Source organism: Stenotrophomonas maltophilia (assembly GCF_900186865.1).
In the GTDB taxonomy this organism is placed as follows: Bacteria; Pseudomonadota; Gammaproteobacteria; order Xanthomonadales; family Xanthomonadaceae; genus Stenotrophomonas; species Stenotrophomonas maltophilia.
In genome coordinates this window covers 2,811,327-2,831,844 of the sequence record NZ_LT906480.1, presented here as the reverse complement: position 1 = coordinate 2,831,844, position 20,518 = coordinate 2,811,327, and the positions used below count along the sequence as shown (strand labels likewise).

Genomic DNA, 20,518 nt, shown 5'->3' with positions numbered 1-20,518 from the left:
CATGCGTTGCGCGTGTCTCCCCGATCGTCGCCGCAGCCGCGGCCCACCAGGTTGATGAGGTTCCGATGTCGCACCCGCTCCCGTCCGCTGTTCATCCGGCCGCGCCGATGCGCCGCAATCATCCGATGGCGTGGGCCATCGCGGTCGCCTTGGGCAGCATGGTGGCCCCGGCCAGCCAGGCGCAGCAGGCGTTCAGCCCGGGCTGGTTCGCCGAGCGGGGCGCGGCCCAGGGCAGCGCGGCACAGAGCGGCCGGATGCCCAACGGGGTGCCGATCCAGTTCCAGTTGCCGGCCCAGCAGCAGGATGCAGCACGGCAGAAGCTGCAGCAGTCGATCGACAACCTCGGTACGGCTGCGCAGGCGATTGCCCTGCAGCAGCGCCTGCAGGAACAGGCGCGGCAGGCGCGCCGCGAGGCTGGCTTCATCGTTGCGGATGGCCTGGGCAAGGATGGCCTGAGCGTCGACCAGAACCCGCTGACCCGCGGCTGGCTCAATGCGCGCGACGCGATCCAGTCGCAGGGCAGCGACGGGCGGGTGCAGGTTACGGTCGAGCAGACCGCGGACAAGGCGATCCTGAACTGGGAGACCTTCAATATCGGCGGCAACACCACGCTGAACTTCCTGCAGAACCCTGACTGGGCAGTCCTGAACCGCGTCAATGATCCGCAGGCGCGGCCCAGCCAGATCCTGGGCCAGCTGAAGGCCAATGGCACGGTGTTCGTGGCCAACCGCAACGGGGTGGTGTTCGGCAACAACAGCCAGGTCAATGTACGCAATCTGCTGGCGGCTGCAGCACGGATCAGCGATGCGCAGTTCCGTGACAACGGCCTGTACAGCCCCGACGCCAGCAGCAGCGCGCTCAGCGATGCATTTGGCAAGGTGATGGTGGAGCAGGGTGCCCGCATCGCGACCCATGAGCCGACCAGCGCGACGCGCGGCGGTGGCTACGTGCTGCTGGCCGGGCACAGCGTGGAGAATGCTGGCCATATCGAGGCGCGCAAGGGCCAGGTGCAACTCGCTGCCGGTGACAGTTTCGTGATCCGGCGCGGCGTGGGTACGGCGACCAATACCAGCTCCACCACCCGCGGCAATGAAATCGCGCCGCGCTTCGTCGCTGGCAGCACGGCGGGCAGCGTGCGCAACACCGGTCTGCTGCGCGCCCGCGAGGGTGACGTGACCCTGGCCGGGCGCAACGTCGAGCAGGCCGGTGTGGCCGTGGCCAGCACCACGCTGGCGCAGCGCGGCACCGTGCATCTTCTGGCTTCGGCCAGTGATGCCGGCAGCAGCGTCACGCTTGCCGATGGAGCCACCACGGCGGTGCTGGTCGAGGACGATGGCAAGGCCACGGTGCTGGATACGCAGCGCAACAGCCTCATCAAGGAGTCGGCCGAGCAGGACGCGATCCGCGCCGGCGCGCGCTCGGCGACCTTCGACAATCTGTCCCAGCACAATGATCGCCGGGACCAGTCGCGGGTGGAGATCGTCTCGGGTGGCAACATCCATTTCAGTGCGGATTCGCTGACGTTTGCCACGGGCGGCCAGATCATCGCCGACGCGGCAGCCCGCAGCTACGTAGACGACGCGGCACGCGTGGATGTTTCCGGCGCAGTGGGCGTACAGGTGTCGATGGAAAGCAACAATGTCCAGGTCAAGGTGCAGGGCAACGAACTGCGCGATGCCCTGGACAACCGCGACAGCGGCAAGCTGACCAGCAGCGAGGTCTGGGTCGACCGCCGCAGGCTGGTCCACGTTCCGGCCGGTACCGGGGGCTACGCGGGTGAGCGCTGGTACGCGGCGGGTGGCCTGCTGGAAGTGGGCGGCTACCTTGACAACCAGGGGCACTCGATCGGCGAATGGGCCGCGCAGGGAGGCACCGTCCTGCTGGGCGGCAGGGAAGTGATCACGCATGGCGGCTCACGCATCAACCTTGCCGGTGGCAGCCTGGATGTGCAGAGCGGCGTGATCCGGCAGAGCTGGGTGCGCGGCGTCGATGGCCAGGTCTACCGCCTTGATGACGCGCCGGCGGAGATGCGGTTCGATGGCCTGTACAGCGGCCATGAAGTAAAGCAGGAGCGCTGGGGCATCACCGAGACCTTCCGTGATCCGATTGTATTCGCGGCGCAGCGTGTCGATAACGGATACACGGTCGGCCGCGATGCAGGACGCCTGATCATCTCCGCACCGACCGCGGTACTGGACGGAAAGGTTGAGACGGCTACCTTTCTGGGCGCGCAGCAGAACCGCAGGCCGGATACCGCGCTGGAGGGTTATGCGCAGGCGCAGACGGCGGTCGCGCGCAATGCGCAGCTGTACCTGGGGCGCTACGACGGCCAGGGCCGCAGCGGTGTGTTCGGCTCGGATGTGCGCCTGGATGACAAGGCTCGGACGAAGGCCGCGTGGTCGCTGCTGGCCCCGGTCAACGAAGTGCGGCGTGGCACCGTGTGGCTGGATATCGCAGAGCTGAGTGCCCAGCAGTGGGGACGGATCGACCTGGCGACCGCTGATCGCATCCGCATCGACGGCAGCCTTCGGCTTCAGGCAGGCGGACAGCTCAACCTGACCGGCAGCGAGGTGGAACTGGCAGGCGACATCGGCATCGCCGGCGGCCAGCTGTCGGCGGGCAACCTGCTGGATGTGCAGGGCCGGCCGACGGCGCTGCTGCATGATGGCCGCGCGCGCACCGCCATCGCCGACGGCACGCGGATCGATCTCTCCGGTGAATGGAGCAATGCGTCACTGGCGACGCCGCGCGACGCGAGCGGTGCCTGGACGGATGGCGGCCGCCTGAGCCTGGGCAGCAGTCATGACGTGGTCGTGGGCGCCAAGGCAACGGTTGACGTCGAGGCCGGTGCTGCGCTGGACCTGCGCGGCAAGGCCCATATCGGCAAAGGCGGCAGCGTCAGCCTGCAGGCGAACAGCAGTACGGTGACGACCGACGGCAGTGGCCGGGTGCAACTGGGCGACGGAAGCCGGTTCAGTGGTCGAGGACAGGGCGGTGGTTCCTTCTCGCTGGGGACCGGTGGCCAGGTGCGGCTGGGCGATGCGGACCTGGCGGGCACATCGCTGCGACTGGACCCCGGCCTGTTCGGCAGTGGCTTCGCGCAGTACGACATCAATGGCCACCACGGTGTGGAGGTGGCCGATGGCGCGCGGCTGGTCGCTGCCCTGCCAGGCCTGCGCCTGACCCAGGACGCGCGGATGGCGACCGACCGGGCGTCCGCACTGGCAGCGTGGGACGCGCCGCTGTACAGCGCCGATCCGTCGAGCGGGCGCGTCAGCCAGCGCGCGGGTGCGAGCATCAGCCTGCGTTCGGAGCGCAACAGCGTGGGCGGTGACCTGCGGGTTGGCAAGGATGCACTGGTGGCGGTTGATCCAGGGCAGACGATCTCGCTGCTCGGTGCAGGCAACATCGATGTTGAAGGCACGCTGCGCGCGAAGGGCGGCCGCATCCTGATCGACGATGTGCGCCCGGAAAACGCGCTGTACGCCGGGCAGCGCACCGAACGCACCTGGCGTTTCGCCGAGGGCGCGCTGCTGGATGCCGATGCAGACGCGATGTCGCTGCCCGATCCCAGCGGCCGCCTGCGCGGGCAGGTGCGCGCAGGTGGCCGCATCGAGATTGGCGGGGCGCTGGACTGGGAGACCACCGCATTCGTCGACAACCGACCACCGGAAGCCTTCGTGGTGGTCGAACGCGGTGCGCGCCTGCAGGCGCGCGGCGCGTCGGCCGAACTGGACATCGATGGCCAGGGCCGCGTGCGCGTGGACAGCGACGGCGGGCAGATCGTGCTGCGTTCGGCCAACGCGCTGTACCTGGAGGGCGGGATGGACGCGGCCGCCGGTGGTGCCGGCGCACGCGGCGGCACGCTTGGCCTGGCCTTTGGCGGGAGCATCCATGCACGTGGTGCCAGCGACGAGGTACTGCGAGCGCGTGCGATCAGCCTCAGCCAGCACAGCGCACCGGCGCAGCCACTGCCGGCCGCATTGGAATATGGCCACGCCGCGTTGTCGGTCGAGCAGCTGCAGGCCGGCGGTTTCGACAACCTGTCCGTGTTCGGTGACATCCGCGCGGTCGGCGACGTCGACCTGCGCCTGGCCCAGAGCCTGCGCATCCATGGCCAGGGCACTTCGAGCCTGGGCATGGCCGTGGATGCCGGGCTATCGTCTGGGCTGCGACTGAGTGCGCCCTATGTTCGCCTGGCGCAGGCACGCTGGCGCCAGATGCCGGGCGAGAACCTGCAGGGCACCGCCGCGGTCGCTTCGTCCGGGCCGGAAGATCACGCGCTGGCGGTGCAGGCCGAGCTGATCGACATCCGCGACGTCACCTGGCTGCCGGGTTTCAAGCATGTGGCGCTGGAAAGCCGCAGTGACGTGCGCCTGACCAACGGCATTGCCAGCAGTGGCAACACCAGCGCGTTGATGACGGCTGGTTCGATGGACGTGACCGCTGCGCGCCTGTACCCCACCACAGGCGCGGTCGGCACGCTGGTGGCCGGCGCGTCGGCGCAGACCGTGCAGACCGCTGATTACTGGGCCGATCCGGATGCCGTGCTGCGCATCCACGGCACCGGTGCGGACACGAAGCCGGCGCCGGAATCGGCGCTGGGTACGCTTCGCCTGGTGGCCGCCACGGTGCAGCAGGGCGGCAACGTACAGGCGCCGATGGGCACGCTGCAGCTGGGTGGCCTTATCCAGAACGGAACCGTCGGTAGCCGGGTGGAACTGCTGCCAGGCAGCGTCACCTCGACCAGTGGCGCCGGCTTGTCGCTACCCTATGGTGGCACCGTCGATGGTGTCGACTGGCGGGTCGGTACGCGCAGCCTGGGTTCGCTGACGCCGGCCGGCATCTCCTCGATGGGGGTGACCCTGAAGGCGAATGAGATCGAGGTGGCGCCGGGGGCCCTGCTGGACATGTCCGGCGGTGGTGAGTTGACCGGTGCCGCCTTTGTGTCAGGACGCGGTGGCTCTGTCGACGTGCTGCGAACGGCGTTGGCCGACGCCAATCCGCGCTATGAATTCAGTGCGTCGGGCAACCCGGTGTATGCGATCGTGCCGGGACGCGCCGGGACATTTGCCCCCAGCGGCGAGGAAGGATTCGCCGCACCGGCCGTGGGCCAGCAGATCACCGTGCCGGCGGGCGTGCCCGGCCTGGCGGCAGGCACCTACACGCTGATGCCGGCCAGCTATGCGCTGCAGCCCGGTGCATTCCGGGTTGAGCTGGGCGCCACCGGCACCTCGGGCATCGCGCAACCCATCGCGACCGGTACCGGCACCTGGCGTGTGTCCGGGCAGCAGCGCACGGCGCTGGGCGCGGCAATCTCGCCGTTGCTCACCGACATCCTGCTGACCCCCGCCGCAGTAGTACGCCGGCACTCGGGCTACAACGAAACCTCCTACAACAGCTTCGCGCAATCGGTGGCCGACCGCCGCGGCGAGTCGCGTGGCTGGCAGACCATCGATGCGCTCGGGTTGACCCTTGCGTTGGGCGAAGGCGCAGGTCGTGCAGACACGCCTGCCATCCGCTTCGCCGGCACCGCGCGGTTCGGCGCCGCCACCGACAACGGGCGAGGCGGCACGCTGACAGCCACGTTGGCCAGCCCGGCGGTCGGTTCACTGGAGATCGTCGACGGCGGTGCGCAATCGCAGGCGCGTGATCGCGGTGCCACCTTCAGCGACGACGCGCTCAATGCCTTCCTGCCGGCGCGGATGATGATCGGCGGGCAGTTCAACCAGGAGGCCTCGCAGGTGGCGGTGACCGGCCAGGCGCGCAGCGTGGCGATCCGTTCCGGCGTCACCTTGAACGCACCGGAAGTGCTGGTGGCAGCGGCCTCCGGTGGCAGCGGCGTGCTGGTCGAGGCCGGTGCGACCCTCGATACACTGCCGTTCGCATCCGCCAACGCGAATGCCAGCGCGACCCTGCCTTACCAGGTCTCCGGCGGCCTGCTGGCGGTGTCCAACCAGCGCCTGAACCTGATCACCGGCACCACCGGGGTGGAGGCCGGTCCAGTGGCGATCGACATCGGGGGGTGCCAGACGGCGTGCGACGGCCAGACCCGGCTGGTTTCCGATGGCAGCATCGCGGTAGCGACCGATGGCGCGCTGCAGATGCGCGACTCGGCCAGCTATGGCACCCGTCAGCTCGGCCTGAGCATGGCGGCGCTGAACCTCGGCAGTGCCGAAGCGATCGCCCTGGCCGCTGCGGCAGGGGCGCTGCCCAGTGGCATGACCATGAACCAGTCCGTGCTGCAGCAACTGCTGCGCGGCAATGATGCCACCGGCGCGCCGGCGCTGGACACGCTGAGCCTGGTCGCGCGGGACTCTGTCAACGTGTTCGGCAGCGTCGACCTGGACGCGCGCGACAGTGCCACCGGCCGCAGTGGCCTGCAGACGCTCGTGCTTGGTGCGCAGGCCATCCGCGGCTACGGTGCTGCGACTGACCGGGCGCGCATCCTGGTGGACACGCTGGTCTGGGACGGCTCATTGGCGGCGAGCCAGGCGCCGGGCAGTGACGCGTCGGTGCCGCCGGCCGATCCGATGGTGAACCGGCTCGGCGCCGGGCAGCTGGACATCTTTACCCGCCAGCTGCAGCTGGGGCGGGCGCCATTCAGCCGTCCCAGTTCTGAAGTACCTGCGAACCGGCAGGTGCTCGGATTCAGTGCGCTGAACCTGAGTGCTTCGGAGCAGCTGTCGTTCTCCGCGCAGGGCACGCTGGACGTGTTCCAGCAGCGCGGTGACTATCTGGCCGACAAGGGCTGGCAGTACAGCGGAGGCAGCCTGGGTATCGATACACCGCTGTTGACGGCCGATCCCGCCGCGCGGCTGCGCGTGCGCACCGGCGGCGACTTCCGCCTGCAGGGGGGCACCGGCAAGGCGGGTGGCGATGCACTGGGCAGTGAGCTGAGCATCGACGCCAACCGGATCACGCTGGACAGCACGATCGCGCTGGCGTCCGGACGGCTGTCGGCGAACGCACGCCAGGGCATCACGCTTGGCAGCCGGGCCGCGTTGGATCTGGCCGGACGCAAGGTCTCGCTGTACGACGTGGACAAGTTCAGCTGGGGCGGCGATGTCCTGCTGTCCAGCGACACGGGTGACATCCGCGCCGATGCGGCCTCCCGCATCGATGTTTCCGCCCGCAACAACCGAGGCGGACGCCTGACGGTCACCGCAATGGCCGGCCGAGCCGATCTGGCCGGTGTTCTGCAGGGTGCCGCCACTGGTTGCTACGATGCCGGTGGCACGCTGGTGCCCTACGACGGTGGCGAACTGGTGGTGCGGGCACGCCAGCTGCAGGACTTCGCCGGCCTCAACCAGCGATTGACCGCCGGCGGCGTCGTCGGCGGTCGCAGCTTCCAGATCGGTGAGGGCGATCTGCGGATCGGCGACGAAGTGAAGGCGCGCCGGGTCGATATCAGCGTCGATGCGGGCAGCCTGACCGTGGCCGGCCGCATCGATGCCAGCGGCGAGCAGGTCGGCAGCATCCGCCTGTACGCCCGCGATCAGTTGCAGGTGGACGGCACGCTGGACGCGCACGGTACCGGCCTGCGCGTGGACAGCCATGGCAAGATCATCGACAGTCCAAACCGGGCCACCATCACGCTGGGCAGCGCCGAAGGTGCCGTCGGCCTGGGCAGCGCGGCGCAGCTGGACCTGCGTGCGGGCAGCGATGTTACCGTCGGTGGACGTCCTGGCCAGAACGATGGCACCCCGCGCGGCACGCTGAAGATCGATGTGCCGCGGCTGGGCAGCAACGACGCGGCGATTGCCGCGGCCACCGGCCTGCGCATCGATGGCGCGGCCGACATCCAGCTCAATGGTGTTCGCCGCTACGACGATGCGCCCCTGGCAGCCACCGCTGACGTGCGCGGCAACCGCGCGCAGCTGGTCACCCAGCAGTGGCTGGACCAGGTGGTCGATCCGCACAGCGTGGCCTGGATCGATGCTGCGCTGGACAACGCGGATCTGCAGCAGCGCACGCGGGCGCTGGGCGATGTCCGCCTTCGTCCCGGCGTGCAGGTGCTGGCGCGGCGCAGCGACGCCAACCCGGACGGCGACCTGACCATTGCCGGCGACATCGATCTGTCCGGCTACCGCTACGGGCCCGAAGCCAACCGCGCCGATCCATCGCGGCGTGGCTTCGGCGAATCGGCCTCGCTGGTGCTGCGGGCCGAAGGCAACATCAACGTCTACGGCAGCATCAACGATGGGTTCGCACCGCCGCCGTCCACGCCGGATGAGGGTGGCTGGCAGCTATATGAGGGTCGCAATGGCAGCGCGGGGCAAACCCCCTTTGGCGGCGGCCTGGTGGTGCCGGTGGACGGAGTGAAGCTGCAGCCCGGCACCGAGTTCCAGGCCGGTACCCGCCTGAACTATGACGTGCCGGTCGAATCGGTAACGCTTCCGGTCGGTACCGTGCTGCCCGCGCCGATGGTGATCTCGCAGAACCTGCGCCTGCCAGCGGGCACGGTGCTGGGTGCGGCGGTGACCACCGACTCCGGGCAGACGCTGGCGGCGGGCACCGTGCTGCAGGAGCCGCTGGTGTTGGCGGCCGGTGCGCGCCTGGGGGCCGGCTTCCGCCTGCGCAGTGCGGTACAGATGGCGGCACAGGAATGGCCCGCCGGCGCGATGCTGCCGGTTGCGTTGCGCCTGGCACGGGAAGTCGAGCTCAAGGTGGGCGCGTACATCCCATCGTTGACCAAGGTGGAGTTGCCCGGCAACGGGCCGGTGAATCTGCGGCCGGCCGATGCCGGCGGCAACCAGGGGCGCAACTGGGCGCTGGCGCCGATGCTGGCCGAGGGCACCACCTCCTGGGACCTGACCGTGGTTGCCGGTGCCGATGCCGGGGCAGCCGACCCACGCAGCCGGCGCTGGGGCAGTGAAGGCAGCGTGATGCTGGCCGACACCCACCAGGGCTCGATCGGTACGGTCAAGACCGAAATCGTCTGGGTGGGTGATCGTGCGTTGACTGAGCGGGCATCGCTGGACTGGATCGGCGACACCTCCTATGCAGGCCGTCCGATCGCGGAGTTGGCCGACATGTTCGGCTTCACCGAAGACGAGTTCTGCGCGATGTCGGCCGACTACTGCGGCCCGGCCCCCCGCCAGGTGGCCGCGCAGGGCTCGCTGGATTACTGGGGCGACGAGTCCTACGTAGGCACCCCTGCGAAGGACTTCGCCGCGATGTTTGGCATGACCGAAGACGAGTTCTGCAGCACGGCGCCCACCTACTGCGCCGGCGGTGGCACGCAGACCGAAGTGACCACTTACGGCAAGCGCGCAGGCACGCCGGCGCGGAGCGTGCTGCGCACCGGCAAGGGGGACCTTGAACTGCTCGCTGCCGGTGATGTCGTGATGAAGTCCGGCTTCGGTGTGTACACGGCGGGCGCTCCCACCACGCTGGGCGAGGGCCGCGACGCTGCCTTCAATTCGCCCCGTGCAGCAGCCCCCAGGAACACCGCACTGCTGGGTCCGAACCTGGTGCCGGGCAGCTATGATGCCGCGTTGGCCGGCTACCAGGCCTGGTATCCCGATCATGGCGGCAACCTGCGCGTCGAAGCCGGGCGCGATATCGTCGGTGACGTCTGGACCGGGCGCGCAGAGTCGGGCACCAGCGAGCGCGACTGGGCGCTGTATTCCAGTGCCGCGGTCGGCAATTGGCTGTGGCGGCAGGGAACCGGCAGCACCACCGGTGTGGAGCCGGTGCCGACCAGCTGGTGGGTGAACTTTGGCGCCTACACCAACGTGTCCGCTGCTGCTGGCGCCTCTCCGCGGATGGTCGGCTTCACCGGCTTCGGTACATTGGGCGGCGGCAACCTGACGCTGGAGGCCGGGCGTGACGCCGGCGTGCGCGATGCGATAGGTGACGCGCTGGACTCGACGATCGCACCGCGCTCGGGTGCGATCATCGCGGCGGTGGGATCGACCGGCCGGGTCAGCGATGGCCAGCTGCACCTGACCGGCGGCGGCGACCTGCAACTGCGTATCGGTGGCGCACTGAATCCGAATCTGCGGGCGACGTTCTCCAGCCTCAATGCCTCCAGGGCGGGACAGAATCTCGACCTCAACGGTACCTTCAGCAATCTGCGTGGCAGCCTGCAGCTGGATGCGGGACGCATCGGTGCAATGGGCGTCACCCTGGAAAGCTACGCGACGCTGGGCCAGCTGCGTGCGGCCGATCTGTTCGCCGCCGACGCCGCTCGCCCGATGGGCGGGCCGGTGCTGGTGCTGGGCGATGCGGTCGCGCAGCTGCAGGCGCGGGGCGATGTGGTGCTCGGCGGCGTCGCCGATGCCGGCCGGGTTCCGCTGGCCAACTACAGCGCGGTGCTGCTGGATGATGGCGCGCGCGCTGCAGGCAGTACGTGGTTCTCGCTGTGGACCGCCAACACGGCCGTGGATCTGTTCAGTGCCGGTGGTGACCTCGCGCCAGGCCTCGCCGGGCCGGAAAACGTGACGGGCAGCAATCTGTGGCGCGAGCAGGTCCAGCTTGTTGTGCGTGGCGGTGATGATCTGCTGAATTACTGGCTCTATCCTTCGCGCTTCAGCGCGATTGCTGCGCAGGGTGACATCAAGCTGGACCGGATCAGCACCACGCCGGGGACGCAGGATGTGATCCTGCTGGCACCCTCGGCGACAGGACGGTTGGACGTCCTGGCCGGTGGCGGCATCTTCGCCCAGCCTGGCGCGACCCAGATCGCGCGCTCGGCCAGTGACGCGCGCCTGCCGGGACCCTTCGACCCGGCATTCATGGCCGAGCAGGGGGATTCCGCAGGCAATGTGACCCGCACGCGGCACAACCTGTCGGTCGACGGCAACATTGCATCGCCGGACGCGTCGCTTCCGCTGTTTGCGTTCGGTCCGAATACTCCGCTGTCCTCCGTGTCTGCGGCCCTGGCGCCGAGCCGTTTCTACGCGGTGCAGGGCGACATTATCGGCCTGGCCACCGGCGCCCGGCGCACGCTGAATCCCAACGCGGGGCAGCGCACGCAGTTGAACTGGTTCGAGGCCGCCGGCGCCGTGCAACTGCGCGCAGGCCGGGACATCCTCGGGGTGTCGATGACCGCGTTGAACACCGCGCCCACCGACATCACGGTGGCGGCGGCAGGCCGCGACATCGTGCATCTGAACGCGACCATCGCTGGCCCCGGCAACACCGAGATCAGTGCCGGCCGCCAGCTGCGCCAGGAGGATGCGGGCAGCATCGTCAGCCTCGGTGGCATCGTGCAGGGCGACACCCGTCCCGGCGCCAGCATCGCGCTGACGGCCGGCAACCAGCAGATCGACTTCGCGGCCCTGCGTGCCCGTTATCTGGACCCAGTCAACCTTGCCGATCCCGCGCAATCGCTTGCATCGCAGCCGGGCAAGGCAGTCAAGGTCTACAACCAGGAGCTGAAGCAGTGGCTGCAGCAGCGCTTCGGCGTGGCTGCCGACGGCGACGGGGCGCTGGCCGCGCTCGATGCGCTGCCGCAGGAACAGCAGCGCATCTTCCTGCGCCAGGTCTATTACGCCGAGCTGCGCGAAGGTGGAAGGGAATATACCGATGCAGAAGGGCCCCGCTTCGGCTCCTACCTGCGTGGGCGCGAAGCCATCGCCACGCTGATGCCGGACAGGAATGCGGCCGGTGCGACGATCGACCGTACCGGCGATATCCTGATGTACGGCGGCTCCGGCGTGCGTACCGAAGCCGGCGGCAACATCGAGCTGATGGCACCGGGTGGGCAGATCGTGATCGGTGTGCAGGGCGTGGTGCCACCTGCCAGCGCCGGCCTTGTCACTCAGGGGCAGGGCGATATCCGCCTGTTCAGCCAGGACAGCGTGCTGCTGGGCCTGTCGCGGGTGATGACCACGTTCGGCGGCGACATCCTGGCGTGGTCGGAGCAGGGTGACATCAATGCCGGTCGCGGTTCGCAGACGACGCTGCTGTACACGCCACCGCGTCGCGTCTATGACGGCTGGGGCAATGTGATCCTGTCGCCGCAGGCTCCCGCCAGTGGCGCAGGCATCGCGACCTTGAACCCCATCGCCGAAGTACGACCGGGCGACGTCGACCTGGTCGCGCCGCTGGGCACCATCGACGCGGGCGAGGCCGGTATCCGCGTCTCGGGCAACATCAACCTGGCGGCGCTGCAGGTGCTCAATGCCGCCAACATCCAGGTACAGGGCGAGAGCAAGGGCCTGCCGGTGCTGGCATCGGTGAACGTCAATGCGCTGGCCTCGGCCAGTGCGGCAGCCAACAGCGCCAGCCAGGCTGCACAGGATGTGATGCGCAAGAGCCAGGACGAGGCACGGCGCAACCAGCCGTCGGTGATCAGCGTGCAGATCCTCGGCTTCGGCAGTGGCACCAGCACCATCAATCCGCCGGCGCGTGGCAACACTGCCAACAGCGGCTATGACGCCAACAGTGCCTTCCAGTTCCCGCAGGCAAGTCGCGACGAGGGCACGCAGCGCCGGTAGGTGCCGTCCTTGGTCGGCACACGTTGCTGCCCACCAAGGTCGGCAGTAGATCCACGCCATGCGTGGATGCGACCGGGCCGAAAGAACGAACAGCATCAGGCCAGCCGCCACGGAACGGCAGCGGCCCCAGCCAGGACGGCACGGAGGGCAGGGAGCGGCCATCAGCGGTGAGGATCACCGACACGGCGCCGCCGGGTGCAGGAGAGCACCCGGCGGCAGGCTCGGCAGTAGATCCGCGCCATGCGTGGATGGCTGGGCCAGCCTCAGTGCCGACCAACGGTCGGCACCCACCAGGGCAGGCCGGGCAGTAGAAGCCGCTCGGCAGTAGATCCACGCCATGCGTGGATGGCTGGGCCAGCCTCAGTGCCGACCAAGGTCGGCACCCACCAAAGCAGGCCGGGCAGTAGAAGCCGCTCGGCAGTAGATCCGCGCCATGCGTGGATGGCTGGGCCAGCCTCAGTGCCGACCAACGGTCGGCACCCACCAGGGCAGGCCAGGCAGTAGAAGCCGCTCGGCAGTAGATCCACGCCATGCGTGGATGGCTGGGCCAGCCTCAGTGCCGACCAAGGTCGGCACCCACCAAAGCAGGCCGGGCAGTAGAAGCCGCTCGGCAGTAGATCCACGCCATGCGTGGATGGCTGGGCCAGCCTCAGTGCCGACCAAGGTCGGCACCCACCAAAGCAGGCCGGGCAGTAGGAGCCGCTCGGCAGTAGATCCACGCCATGCGTGGATGGCTGGGCCAGCTTCAGTGCCGACCAAGGTCGGCACCCACCAGAGCGGGCTTGGCAGTAGATCCACGCCATGCGTGGATGCTTTGCCTGGAAGGAATCCTAAAGCTCCAGCACGCGCCGGTAACTCAACGGCCCACGCCCATCGCGCAGGCCCAACCGCAGTTCCAGCCCGGTGGCCGGCAGCACCTCGCCTTTGCTCGGTAGCAGCGCCCACCCGGCGCCCGGCTGCCAGGCGCGTACCTCGAATCGCTGCACATCCTGCGCCACCGCGATCCCCTTTGACGGATCCGGTGCGGGCAAAGGGTAGCGATCCGTCGCAGCGCCACTGGCCCGCCACAGCGTGCTTCCCTGTCGCCACCAGCGAACACGTTGCCAGCGCAACCCGTCGCTGCCCAAGCTGCGGGTGATCTCCAGCGCGAAGCTTCCATCCGGATGCCGTTCGCTCACCAGCGAAGGGGGTAGCAGGCGCTGAGGCTGATCCGCCGGGCGCACCGCGCCGTTCATCAGCGCGTCGTCGGCACGCATCTCGATGTCGCGCTGGAACTGCTGCAGCACGCGCAGCGCCGTCGTGGTCTCGGCATCGGCCCGGCGCAGGCGTTGGTCGCTGCTGGCCACGCTGTCCAGCGCACGCCAGCAGATCAGTGCCAGCACGCCCATGATGGTGATCGCGATCATCACCTCGATCAGGGTGAAACCTGCTGCGGTACGCTTCATTGCGCCGCCGTCCACGGCAGCTGCATCCGCGCCAGCGATTGCCGCGGCGCATCTTCGGCCACCACGCTGAGTTCCAGCTGTGGCTGTCCGTCACTCCCTGTGCCGATATGCTGAAGCACCAGGAAACTGCTGCGCCCCTGCACGCAGCGCTGCCGTGCATCCTGCGGCGGCTGCCCGGCCAGGCGCAGCTCCTGCCAGCGGTCCTGCGCACACATCAGTGCCAGCCGACGGTCGCGCAGGCGCGATTGATCATCGGTCGCCACCGCCACCGAACGCATCACCGCCGCCAGCGCAATCGAAACGATCACCAATGCGATCAGCACTTCGATCAGGGTGAACCCGCGCATGCTCCGCTTCACTGCACGACCTGCAACTGTCCGCTGCCATCATCACGAAGACGCAGCTGGCGGCCCTGCAACGACAGCCTCAGCTCCCACGCCACGCCGATCCACTCCGGGCTCAGTTCAATCGGCGTGGTCGGTTGCACCGCGATGCCCGCCGGTTGCCATTGCTGCGGACGCAGAAGGTCATCGCGCTGCACGTCAACCCAGCGGGTGCCTTCGCGGCGGCTGAAGCGGTAGCCGGCGGCGTCGGCCTGCCAGCGCAGGGGGCGGCCATCGATGCGCGCCTCGTCGCGCGCCACCTGCAGGCGCTGCGCCAGCCGTTCAGCTTCCTGCCGCAGCTGGCGCGCGGGGTCGAGCAGGCTGCCCAGGCCAAGGCCGATGCCCGCCGTGCAGATGCCGATGATCACCAGCACCACCATCAGTTCCAGCAGGGTGAAACCACGCGGCACGTGCTGCATCGACGTTGCCTCCTGTCCAGGTCGATGCCTGCCAGCGTAGGCCCGCATGATGAAACAAAAGCGTCAGCGGCAGCTGCTAGCGTGGGCAGACACGAACGTGGCGATGGTGCGGAACATGGATGGCAGGCGCTGGGATCGCAATCGCATGTTGACCCTGCTGGCGGCGACGCTGCTGCTGGCGGTGGTGGCCTATTGGGGCGTGACCCTGTCTGCGGTGGCACCGACGGCGGCGGCCAGCGAAACGCACGCAGAGGCCCCTGCACGCCCCCTGTTCGATGCAGTGGCCAGCCTGCCGCTGGTGCGGTTGCTGTCCCCCGGTGCGGTGCAGACCGAGGTGGTCGTGCTGGGCGTGATGGCCGGCGACCACGCGCCACTGGCGCTGCTTTCGGTGGATGGACGCCCAGCGGAAGCGTATGCGCCCGGGCAACGACTCGGACCCTGCACGGTGCTGGCCAGCATCAGTGCCAGCGCGGTCGAATTGAACCAGGCCGGGCAATCGCGCAGCCTGCCGGTGCCTGAGCTGCCGCCGGTGCCGAGCGATGGCATCGTGCCCGCGGCACCGTAGTGCCGAGCCTACGCTCGGCTGCGTCTGGAAGAACAGTCGAGCCTGGCTCGACTCTACAGAATCCTGCCGAGCGATAGCTCGACCCTTCAAATCCTGCCAGGCGTGGGCTCGGCCCTACGGCCGCGCAGGCTCATCGCGCCGGACGCTGCGGTACCACCGAACGACCAAAGGCATCGCCCATGCGCTGTCGCGTGCCTTCCAGGTTGTACTGCATCAGCTGGTTGCCCGGCTGCCGCATCAGCCGCTCGGCCTCCGGCAGTGCCGGTGACTTCGCCGCTTTCGATGCCGGCGCCAACTTGCGCTGCAGGCAGTCCCAGGCCGGAATGCGTTCGCCATTGACCTGTACTTCGATGCAGGGCGCGGCGTCTTCCTGCTTCTTCGCCTCGTCGGCGCGCACCGGGGCCAGCACCAGCAGCAACGCAAGGATGAGGGCAGCGCGCAGTTCCACCATCAGTGATTCACGCATCTCGAATCTTCCGCAGCAATCGACGTTCTGCAATGAAGACGTGTGGAGAAGGCAGGGTCCGCCTGCGTGCGTTGCGGTGCCGTCAAAAGATGACAGTGCTGTCACAAAACTGTTGGCGGTTTTGACGCGACGTACACGTCCTGTTGGTAGACCCACGCGCCGCTCCATGGCCCTTTCCTTCGATACGACGCGATGCCTTCGATGACTCCTGTTCCGTGCCGAGCCGTCCGCCTCCCGCTGCGCCTGCATCCGCTGGTGCTGGCCCTGGCGGCGCTGCCGCTGCCGCTGTTCGCGCAGGAGGCGGCGCCCGCGCCCAGCGTGAACATCAATGAGTACATCGTGCGAGGCAACACCGTGCTCGATCCGCGCCAGATCGAACGCGCGGTCGAGCCCTTCCTCGGACCGGGAAAGACCCTGGCCGATGTCGAGAAGGCACGCGATGCCGTCAATGCGCTGTACCAGCAGGCGGGCTACCAGTCGGTCTACGTGGAGCTGCCCGAGCAGCAGGTCAGCGGTGGCGTGGTGCTGCTGAAGGTACAGCAGACACCGATTGGCCAGCTGCGGGTCGTGGGGACGAAGCACGAATCGCCCGAACGCATCCTCGAACGCGTACCGGCACTCGCCGAGGGCAAGGTGCCGGACTTCGACCAGGCGCAGAAGGAACTGACCGCACTGAATGAGGGCGGGCGTCGCCAGGTGATGCCGCTGGTGCGCGAAGGCCAGGTGCCGGGCACGATGGATGTGGACCTGCAGGTCGAAGAGAAGTCGCCGTGGCGTGCCGGCGCGTCAATCAACAACGACCACAGCGCAGACACCGAGAAGCTGCGCCTGAGTGCGTCGCTGGCCTACGACAACCTGTGGAAGCGGGGGCACAGCGCCAACATCGGCGTGTACCTGGCGCCGGAAGATACAAAGCAGGCCAAGGTGTTCTCGGCCTCGTACACGATGCCGTTCGAAGGCACGCCGTGGAGCCTGGAAGCCTCCGGCTACAAGTCCGACAGCCGCGTGCTGAACGCGGGCGGACAGGTCGGTACCGGCACCGGAACCAATGTGATCGGCAACGGCCATTCGATCGGTCTCAAGCTCAACTATCGACTGGCCGGCAGCAGCCAGTGGTGGCGCCAGCTCAGCCTCGGCGTGGACTTCAAGGACACCGAGGAAGACACGCAGATGGGCAAGGAGAGCCTGAAGACGCCGCTGAAGTACGCGCCGATCACCCTGGGGTTTGTCGGTGTGCGCCAGGGCGAGAAGGATCAGTTGAGTATCAACACGCAGCTGGTGGCCGGTACCCGTCGTCTGTTCGGCTATGGCAGTGATGCCATCGGGTTCGGGCAGAAGCGCTACTGGGCAGACCCCAGTTTCGTCGCGTTCAAGGCGGACGTCGCCAACACGCGCACGTTCAGCAGCGACTGGCAGTGGTATGCACGCGGCTCGTTGCAGGTGACCGATGCGCCGCTGGTGTCGGCCGAGCAGTTCGCCGCCGGTGGCATGTACACCGTGCGCGGCTATCTGTCGGCCGAGGCGATCGGCGATTACGGCGGCCTGGCCAGCCTGGAATGGCGCACGCCTGCGTGGTCGCTGTGGAGCGGCACCGACCTGCGTGTCTACAGCTTTGCCGACGCGGCCTACCTGCGCCTGCGCCAGCCGCTGCCCGAACAGCGCGACAAGTACAACCTGGCCTCGGTCGGTCTGGGCGCGCAGCTGCGCCTGGGTGAACACCTCCAACTTCGTCTGGACTACGCCTGGCCGTATGCCGATGGCCCGGTCACGCGCAAGGACGACCCACGCCTGCATTTCAACATCAGCACCAGTTACTGACCCTTCCCTTGAACATGCGTTCTCCGGAGACCCTTCGCATGGACCGTTTGCTTTCCCGAGTGTTGTTGCTGCTGGCCGCGCTGGTTGCGCTGCCGGCCGCTGCGGCCGATGCCAATTGGTGGCAGGCCGAATGGAAGTACCGCAAGCCGATCACTGTCGACGCCGGCCCGCAGGGCGCGGGCCTGGCCGGTGATCCGGGTCGCACGCCGCTGCTGCTGCGCCTGCACACCGGCAACTTCGGCTTCGACGGCACCCAGGATGCGGGCAACGACCTGCGCTTTGTCTCGGGTGATGGCCGCACCGTGCTGGCCCACCAGATCGAACAGTTCGATCCCAAGCTGGGCCTGGCCCTGGTCTGGGTGGACGTGCCGGCGGTCAGCGCTGCGGCACCGCAGACGATCTGGATGTACTACGGCAATGAAAAGGCCCCCGCCAGCGGCAACGGCCAGCAGGTGTTCGATCCGGACTATACGCTGGTCTACCACTTCGCCGAGGCCAATGCGCCGGCACGCGACACCACCGCTTATGGCAACAATGCCGGTGCCGTGGTGCCGCCATCGGAAGGCTCGGTGATCGGCCGCGGCGTTCAGTTGGGTGCAGCCCCGCTGTCGCTGCCGGCCAGCGCATCGCTTGCGCAGGAGGCGGGCGCGCCGCTCACTGTTTCGGCTTGGATTAAGCCAGGCAGCAACAACGCTGCACAGGCGATCTACGCGCGTCGCGACGGTGCGTCCGAACTGGTGCTGGGCATCGAAAACCGGGTGCCGTTCGTGCAGCTCAATGGCCAGCGCAGCACGCCGGCGCAGCCGGTTCCGGAAGGGCAGTGGGCGCATGTGGCGCTGACCGCAGAGAAGGGCGCACTGCAGTTGTACCTCAATGGCCGCGTGGTCGCCCAGCTGAGCGGCGAGCTGCCGGCGCTGACCACCGCGCCGGTGGTGGGCGCCGATGTGCCGGGCGCGGTGCAGCCGCTGGCCAGCTTCGAAGGCGCGCTGGATGAGCTGCGTATCTCGCGCGTGGCACGTCCGGCCGCGCTGCTGCTGGCCGATGCCACCGCGCAGGGCGCCGACTCGCGCCTGATCAGCTACGGCGCCGACGAGCAGTCCGCCGGGCAGAGCCACTTCGCCTTCATCCTCAAGGCGATGCCGTTCGACGCCTGGGTGGTGGTCGCCATCCTCGGCCTGATGATGCTGCTGTCGTGGGCGATCATGATCGCCAAGGGGCGGCACTTTGGCCGTACCAGCAAGGCCAATGCAGTGTTCACCGAGAGCTTCGGCAAGCTGTCGGGTGTGCCGCTGCGCACCCTGTCCGACATGGACCGCCAGGGCAAGGCACCCACCGCGATGCACGACGGTTCGCTGTGGCGCATCTACCAGGTGGCCATCGATGAAATGCAGCAGCGCCACCAGCGGGACGGCAATAGTGGCTATCTCAGTGGTGCCACCATTGCGGCGATCCGCGCCTCGATGGATGCGGTGATGGTGCGCGAGCAGGAAGCGATGGCGCGGCGCATGAACTGGCTGTCGACCACCATCGAAGGTGCGCCGTACGTGGGCCTGTTCGGTACCGTGATCGGCATCATGCTGGTGTTCGTGGTGGCGGCGATGGCTGGCGCGGTGGACATCGATTCGGTGGCGCCCGGCATGGCGGCGGCGCTGCTGTGTACCGCTGCCGGCCTCGGCGTCGCGATCCCGGCGCTGTTCGGCTACAACTACCTGGGCGCGCGTGCCGAAGCGATCGGCGCGGACATGGCGGTGTTCATCGACGAGTTCGCCGCACGCCTGGCCGAAGAGCAGGACGGGCGCGGCCCGGCCGCGGTCCAGGGCTGAGGGGCGCACCATGGGCCAGAAGGCGAAGTTCGGCATCAAGAAGCGCGAGAAGGGCATCAACGTGACGCCCTTCGTCGACGTGCTGCTGGTGGTGCTGGTGATCTTCATCCTGACCAGCAACGCCTCCATCCCCGGCATCGAGGTCAACCTGCCGAAGGCCAGCAACAGCGTCGCGCTGGAGAAGCCGAAGACCAAGGCGATCACCATCGACCCCAGTGGACAGGTGTTCCTGGATGCCTACCCGGTGACGATGGCCGAACTGGAAGACCGGCTGCGCACCGAGCGCGCGACCACGCCGGATTTCCCGGTGATCGTGCGCGGTGATGCGCAGGTGCAGTACGCCCGCGTGGTCGAGGTGCTGGACCTGCTGCGGCGGCTGGAGCTGGCCCAGGTCGGCCTGGTCACCGGCAAGGCGCAGGGCTGAGGCATGACGGCCCATCAACCCCCTCGGCCGGAGCTCGGTATGCGCGGTCGCCAGTTGCTGGTGACCGTCGCGCTGGTGCTGGCCGCGTTGCTGGTGCTCGGCATCGCCGTGTGGTGGATGCTGTTCAGGGACACTGCCAGTACCCGTCGGCCGGTGGTGCAGCCGCCGATGCTGGCGCTGCCGCCGCCCCCTCCGCCGCCGCCGCCGCCACCGGAAAAGCCGCCGGAACCCGAAACGCCGCCGGAAGAGGCCATTCCCGAGCCGGAGCCGCTGGATCAGCCGACGCCGGCCGAAGAGCCGACCCCGACCCCGGACAACGCCGACCCGGTAACGATGAATGCCGATGCGCAGGCCGGTGGTGACAACTTCGGTATCCAGTCCGGCAGTGGCGGCGGTTCGTCCGGCGTTGGCCGTGGTGGCGCCGGCAACGCTACCTACGGCCGCTACCTGGGCTACCTGATGCAGCAGGCGATCTCGCGCGACGACAAGGTCAAGCGCCTGGCGTTCCAGCTGCAGGTGAATGTGTGGCTGGCCAACGACGGCCGCCTGGAAAAGGTCGAACTGGTGCGTGGCAGTGGCAACGAGGAGGCCGACGCGGCCGTGCTCGATGCACTGCGTCGCATCGGCAAGGTCGACCAGGCACCCCCAGCGTCGCTTGATTTCCCCGCCCGCGTGCTGATCCAGGGCCGCCGGCCCGGGGCCTGATTCCCGACCTCCGTGATTTCC

Annotated in this window: 10 protein-coding genes; 6 read left to right on the top strand and 4 right to left on the bottom strand. The window is 68.5% G+C overall.

What is annotated here, in order from left to right:
* Nucleotides 1–65 precede the first annotated feature (65 nt).
* Nucleotides 66–12,449, top strand: a complete 12,384-nt coding sequence (locus CKW06_RS13535; RefSeq protein ID WP_024956495.1) for a filamentous haemagglutinin family protein — start codon at nucleotides 66–68, stop codon at nucleotides 12,447–12,449.
* Between the two features lie 830 nt (nucleotides 12,450–13,279).
* Here CKW06_RS13535 and CKW06_RS13530 read toward each other — a convergent pair.
* From CKW06_RS13530 to gspH, 3 genes are read right to left on the bottom strand one after another with little or no spacing between them, the layout of a single operon-like run.
* Nucleotides 13,280–13,894 carry a prepilin-type N-terminal cleavage/methylation domain-containing protein gene (locus CKW06_RS13530; protein ID WP_012480441.1) on the bottom strand — a complete coding sequence of 205 codons (615 nt, stop codon included), beginning with the start codon at nucleotides 13,892–13,894 and terminating at the stop codon, nucleotides 13,280–13,282.
* Entirely contained in the window at nucleotides 13,891–14,241 is a 351-nt protein-coding gene (gene gspI, locus CKW06_RS13525; protein ID WP_174522841.1) for a type II secretion system minor pseudopilin GspI, read from the bottom strand. The genes CKW06_RS13530 and gspI overlap by 4 nt, the downstream gene beginning before the upstream one ends.
* 8 nt (nucleotides 14,242–14,249) lie before the next feature.
* A complete protein-coding gene (gspH, locus tag CKW06_RS13520; protein ID WP_024956497.1) occupies nucleotides 14,250–14,696 on the bottom strand; it encodes a type II secretion system minor pseudopilin GspH in 447 nt (148 codons plus the stop codon).
* 103 nt (nucleotides 14,697–14,799) lie between these two features.
* Between gspH and CKW06_RS13515 the strand changes: the two genes are divergently transcribed.
* Nucleotides 14,800–15,261 carry a general secretion pathway protein gene (locus tag CKW06_RS13515; protein ID WP_172958419.1) on the top strand — a complete coding sequence of 154 codons (462 nt, stop codon included), beginning with the start codon at nucleotides 14,800–14,802 and terminating at the stop codon, nucleotides 15,259–15,261.
* A gap of 130 nt (nucleotides 15,262–15,391) precedes the next feature.
* Here the strand turns inward: CKW06_RS13515 and CKW06_RS13510 are convergent, their stop codons facing one another.
* Complete coding sequence (locus CKW06_RS13510; RefSeq protein ID WP_024956499.1) at nucleotides 15,392–15,727, bottom strand: hypothetical protein; 336 nt, start codon at nucleotides 15,725–15,727, stop codon at nucleotides 15,392–15,394.
* 201 nt (nucleotides 15,728–15,928) lie between these two features.
* On the opposite strand from CKW06_RS13510, the gene CKW06_RS13505 reads away from it, so the two are divergent.
* From CKW06_RS13505 to CKW06_RS13490, 4 genes are read left to right on the top strand one after another with little or no spacing between them, the layout of a single operon-like run.
* A complete protein-coding gene (locus CKW06_RS13505) occupies nucleotides 15,929–17,545 on the top strand; it encodes a ShlB/FhaC/HecB family hemolysin secretion/activation protein (protein ID WP_024956500.1) in 1,617 nt (538 codons plus the stop codon).
* Nucleotides 17,546–17,583: 38 nt separating this feature from the next.
* Nucleotides 17,584–19,368 carry a DUF2341 domain-containing protein gene (locus tag CKW06_RS13500; protein WP_024956501.1) on the top strand — a complete coding sequence of 595 codons (1,785 nt, stop codon included), beginning with the start codon at nucleotides 17,584–17,586 and terminating at the stop codon, nucleotides 19,366–19,368.
* Between the two features lie 10 nt (nucleotides 19,369–19,378).
* A complete protein-coding gene (locus tag CKW06_RS13495) occupies nucleotides 19,379–19,792 on the top strand; it encodes an ExbD/TolR family protein (protein WP_005409874.1) in 414 nt (137 codons plus the stop codon).
* Between the two features lie 39 nt (nucleotides 19,793–19,831).
* Entirely contained in the window at nucleotides 19,832–20,497 is a 666-nt protein-coding gene (locus tag CKW06_RS13490) for a TonB family protein (protein WP_038646013.1), read from the top strand.
* The last annotated feature ends 21 nt before the right edge of the window (nucleotides 20,498–20,518 follow it).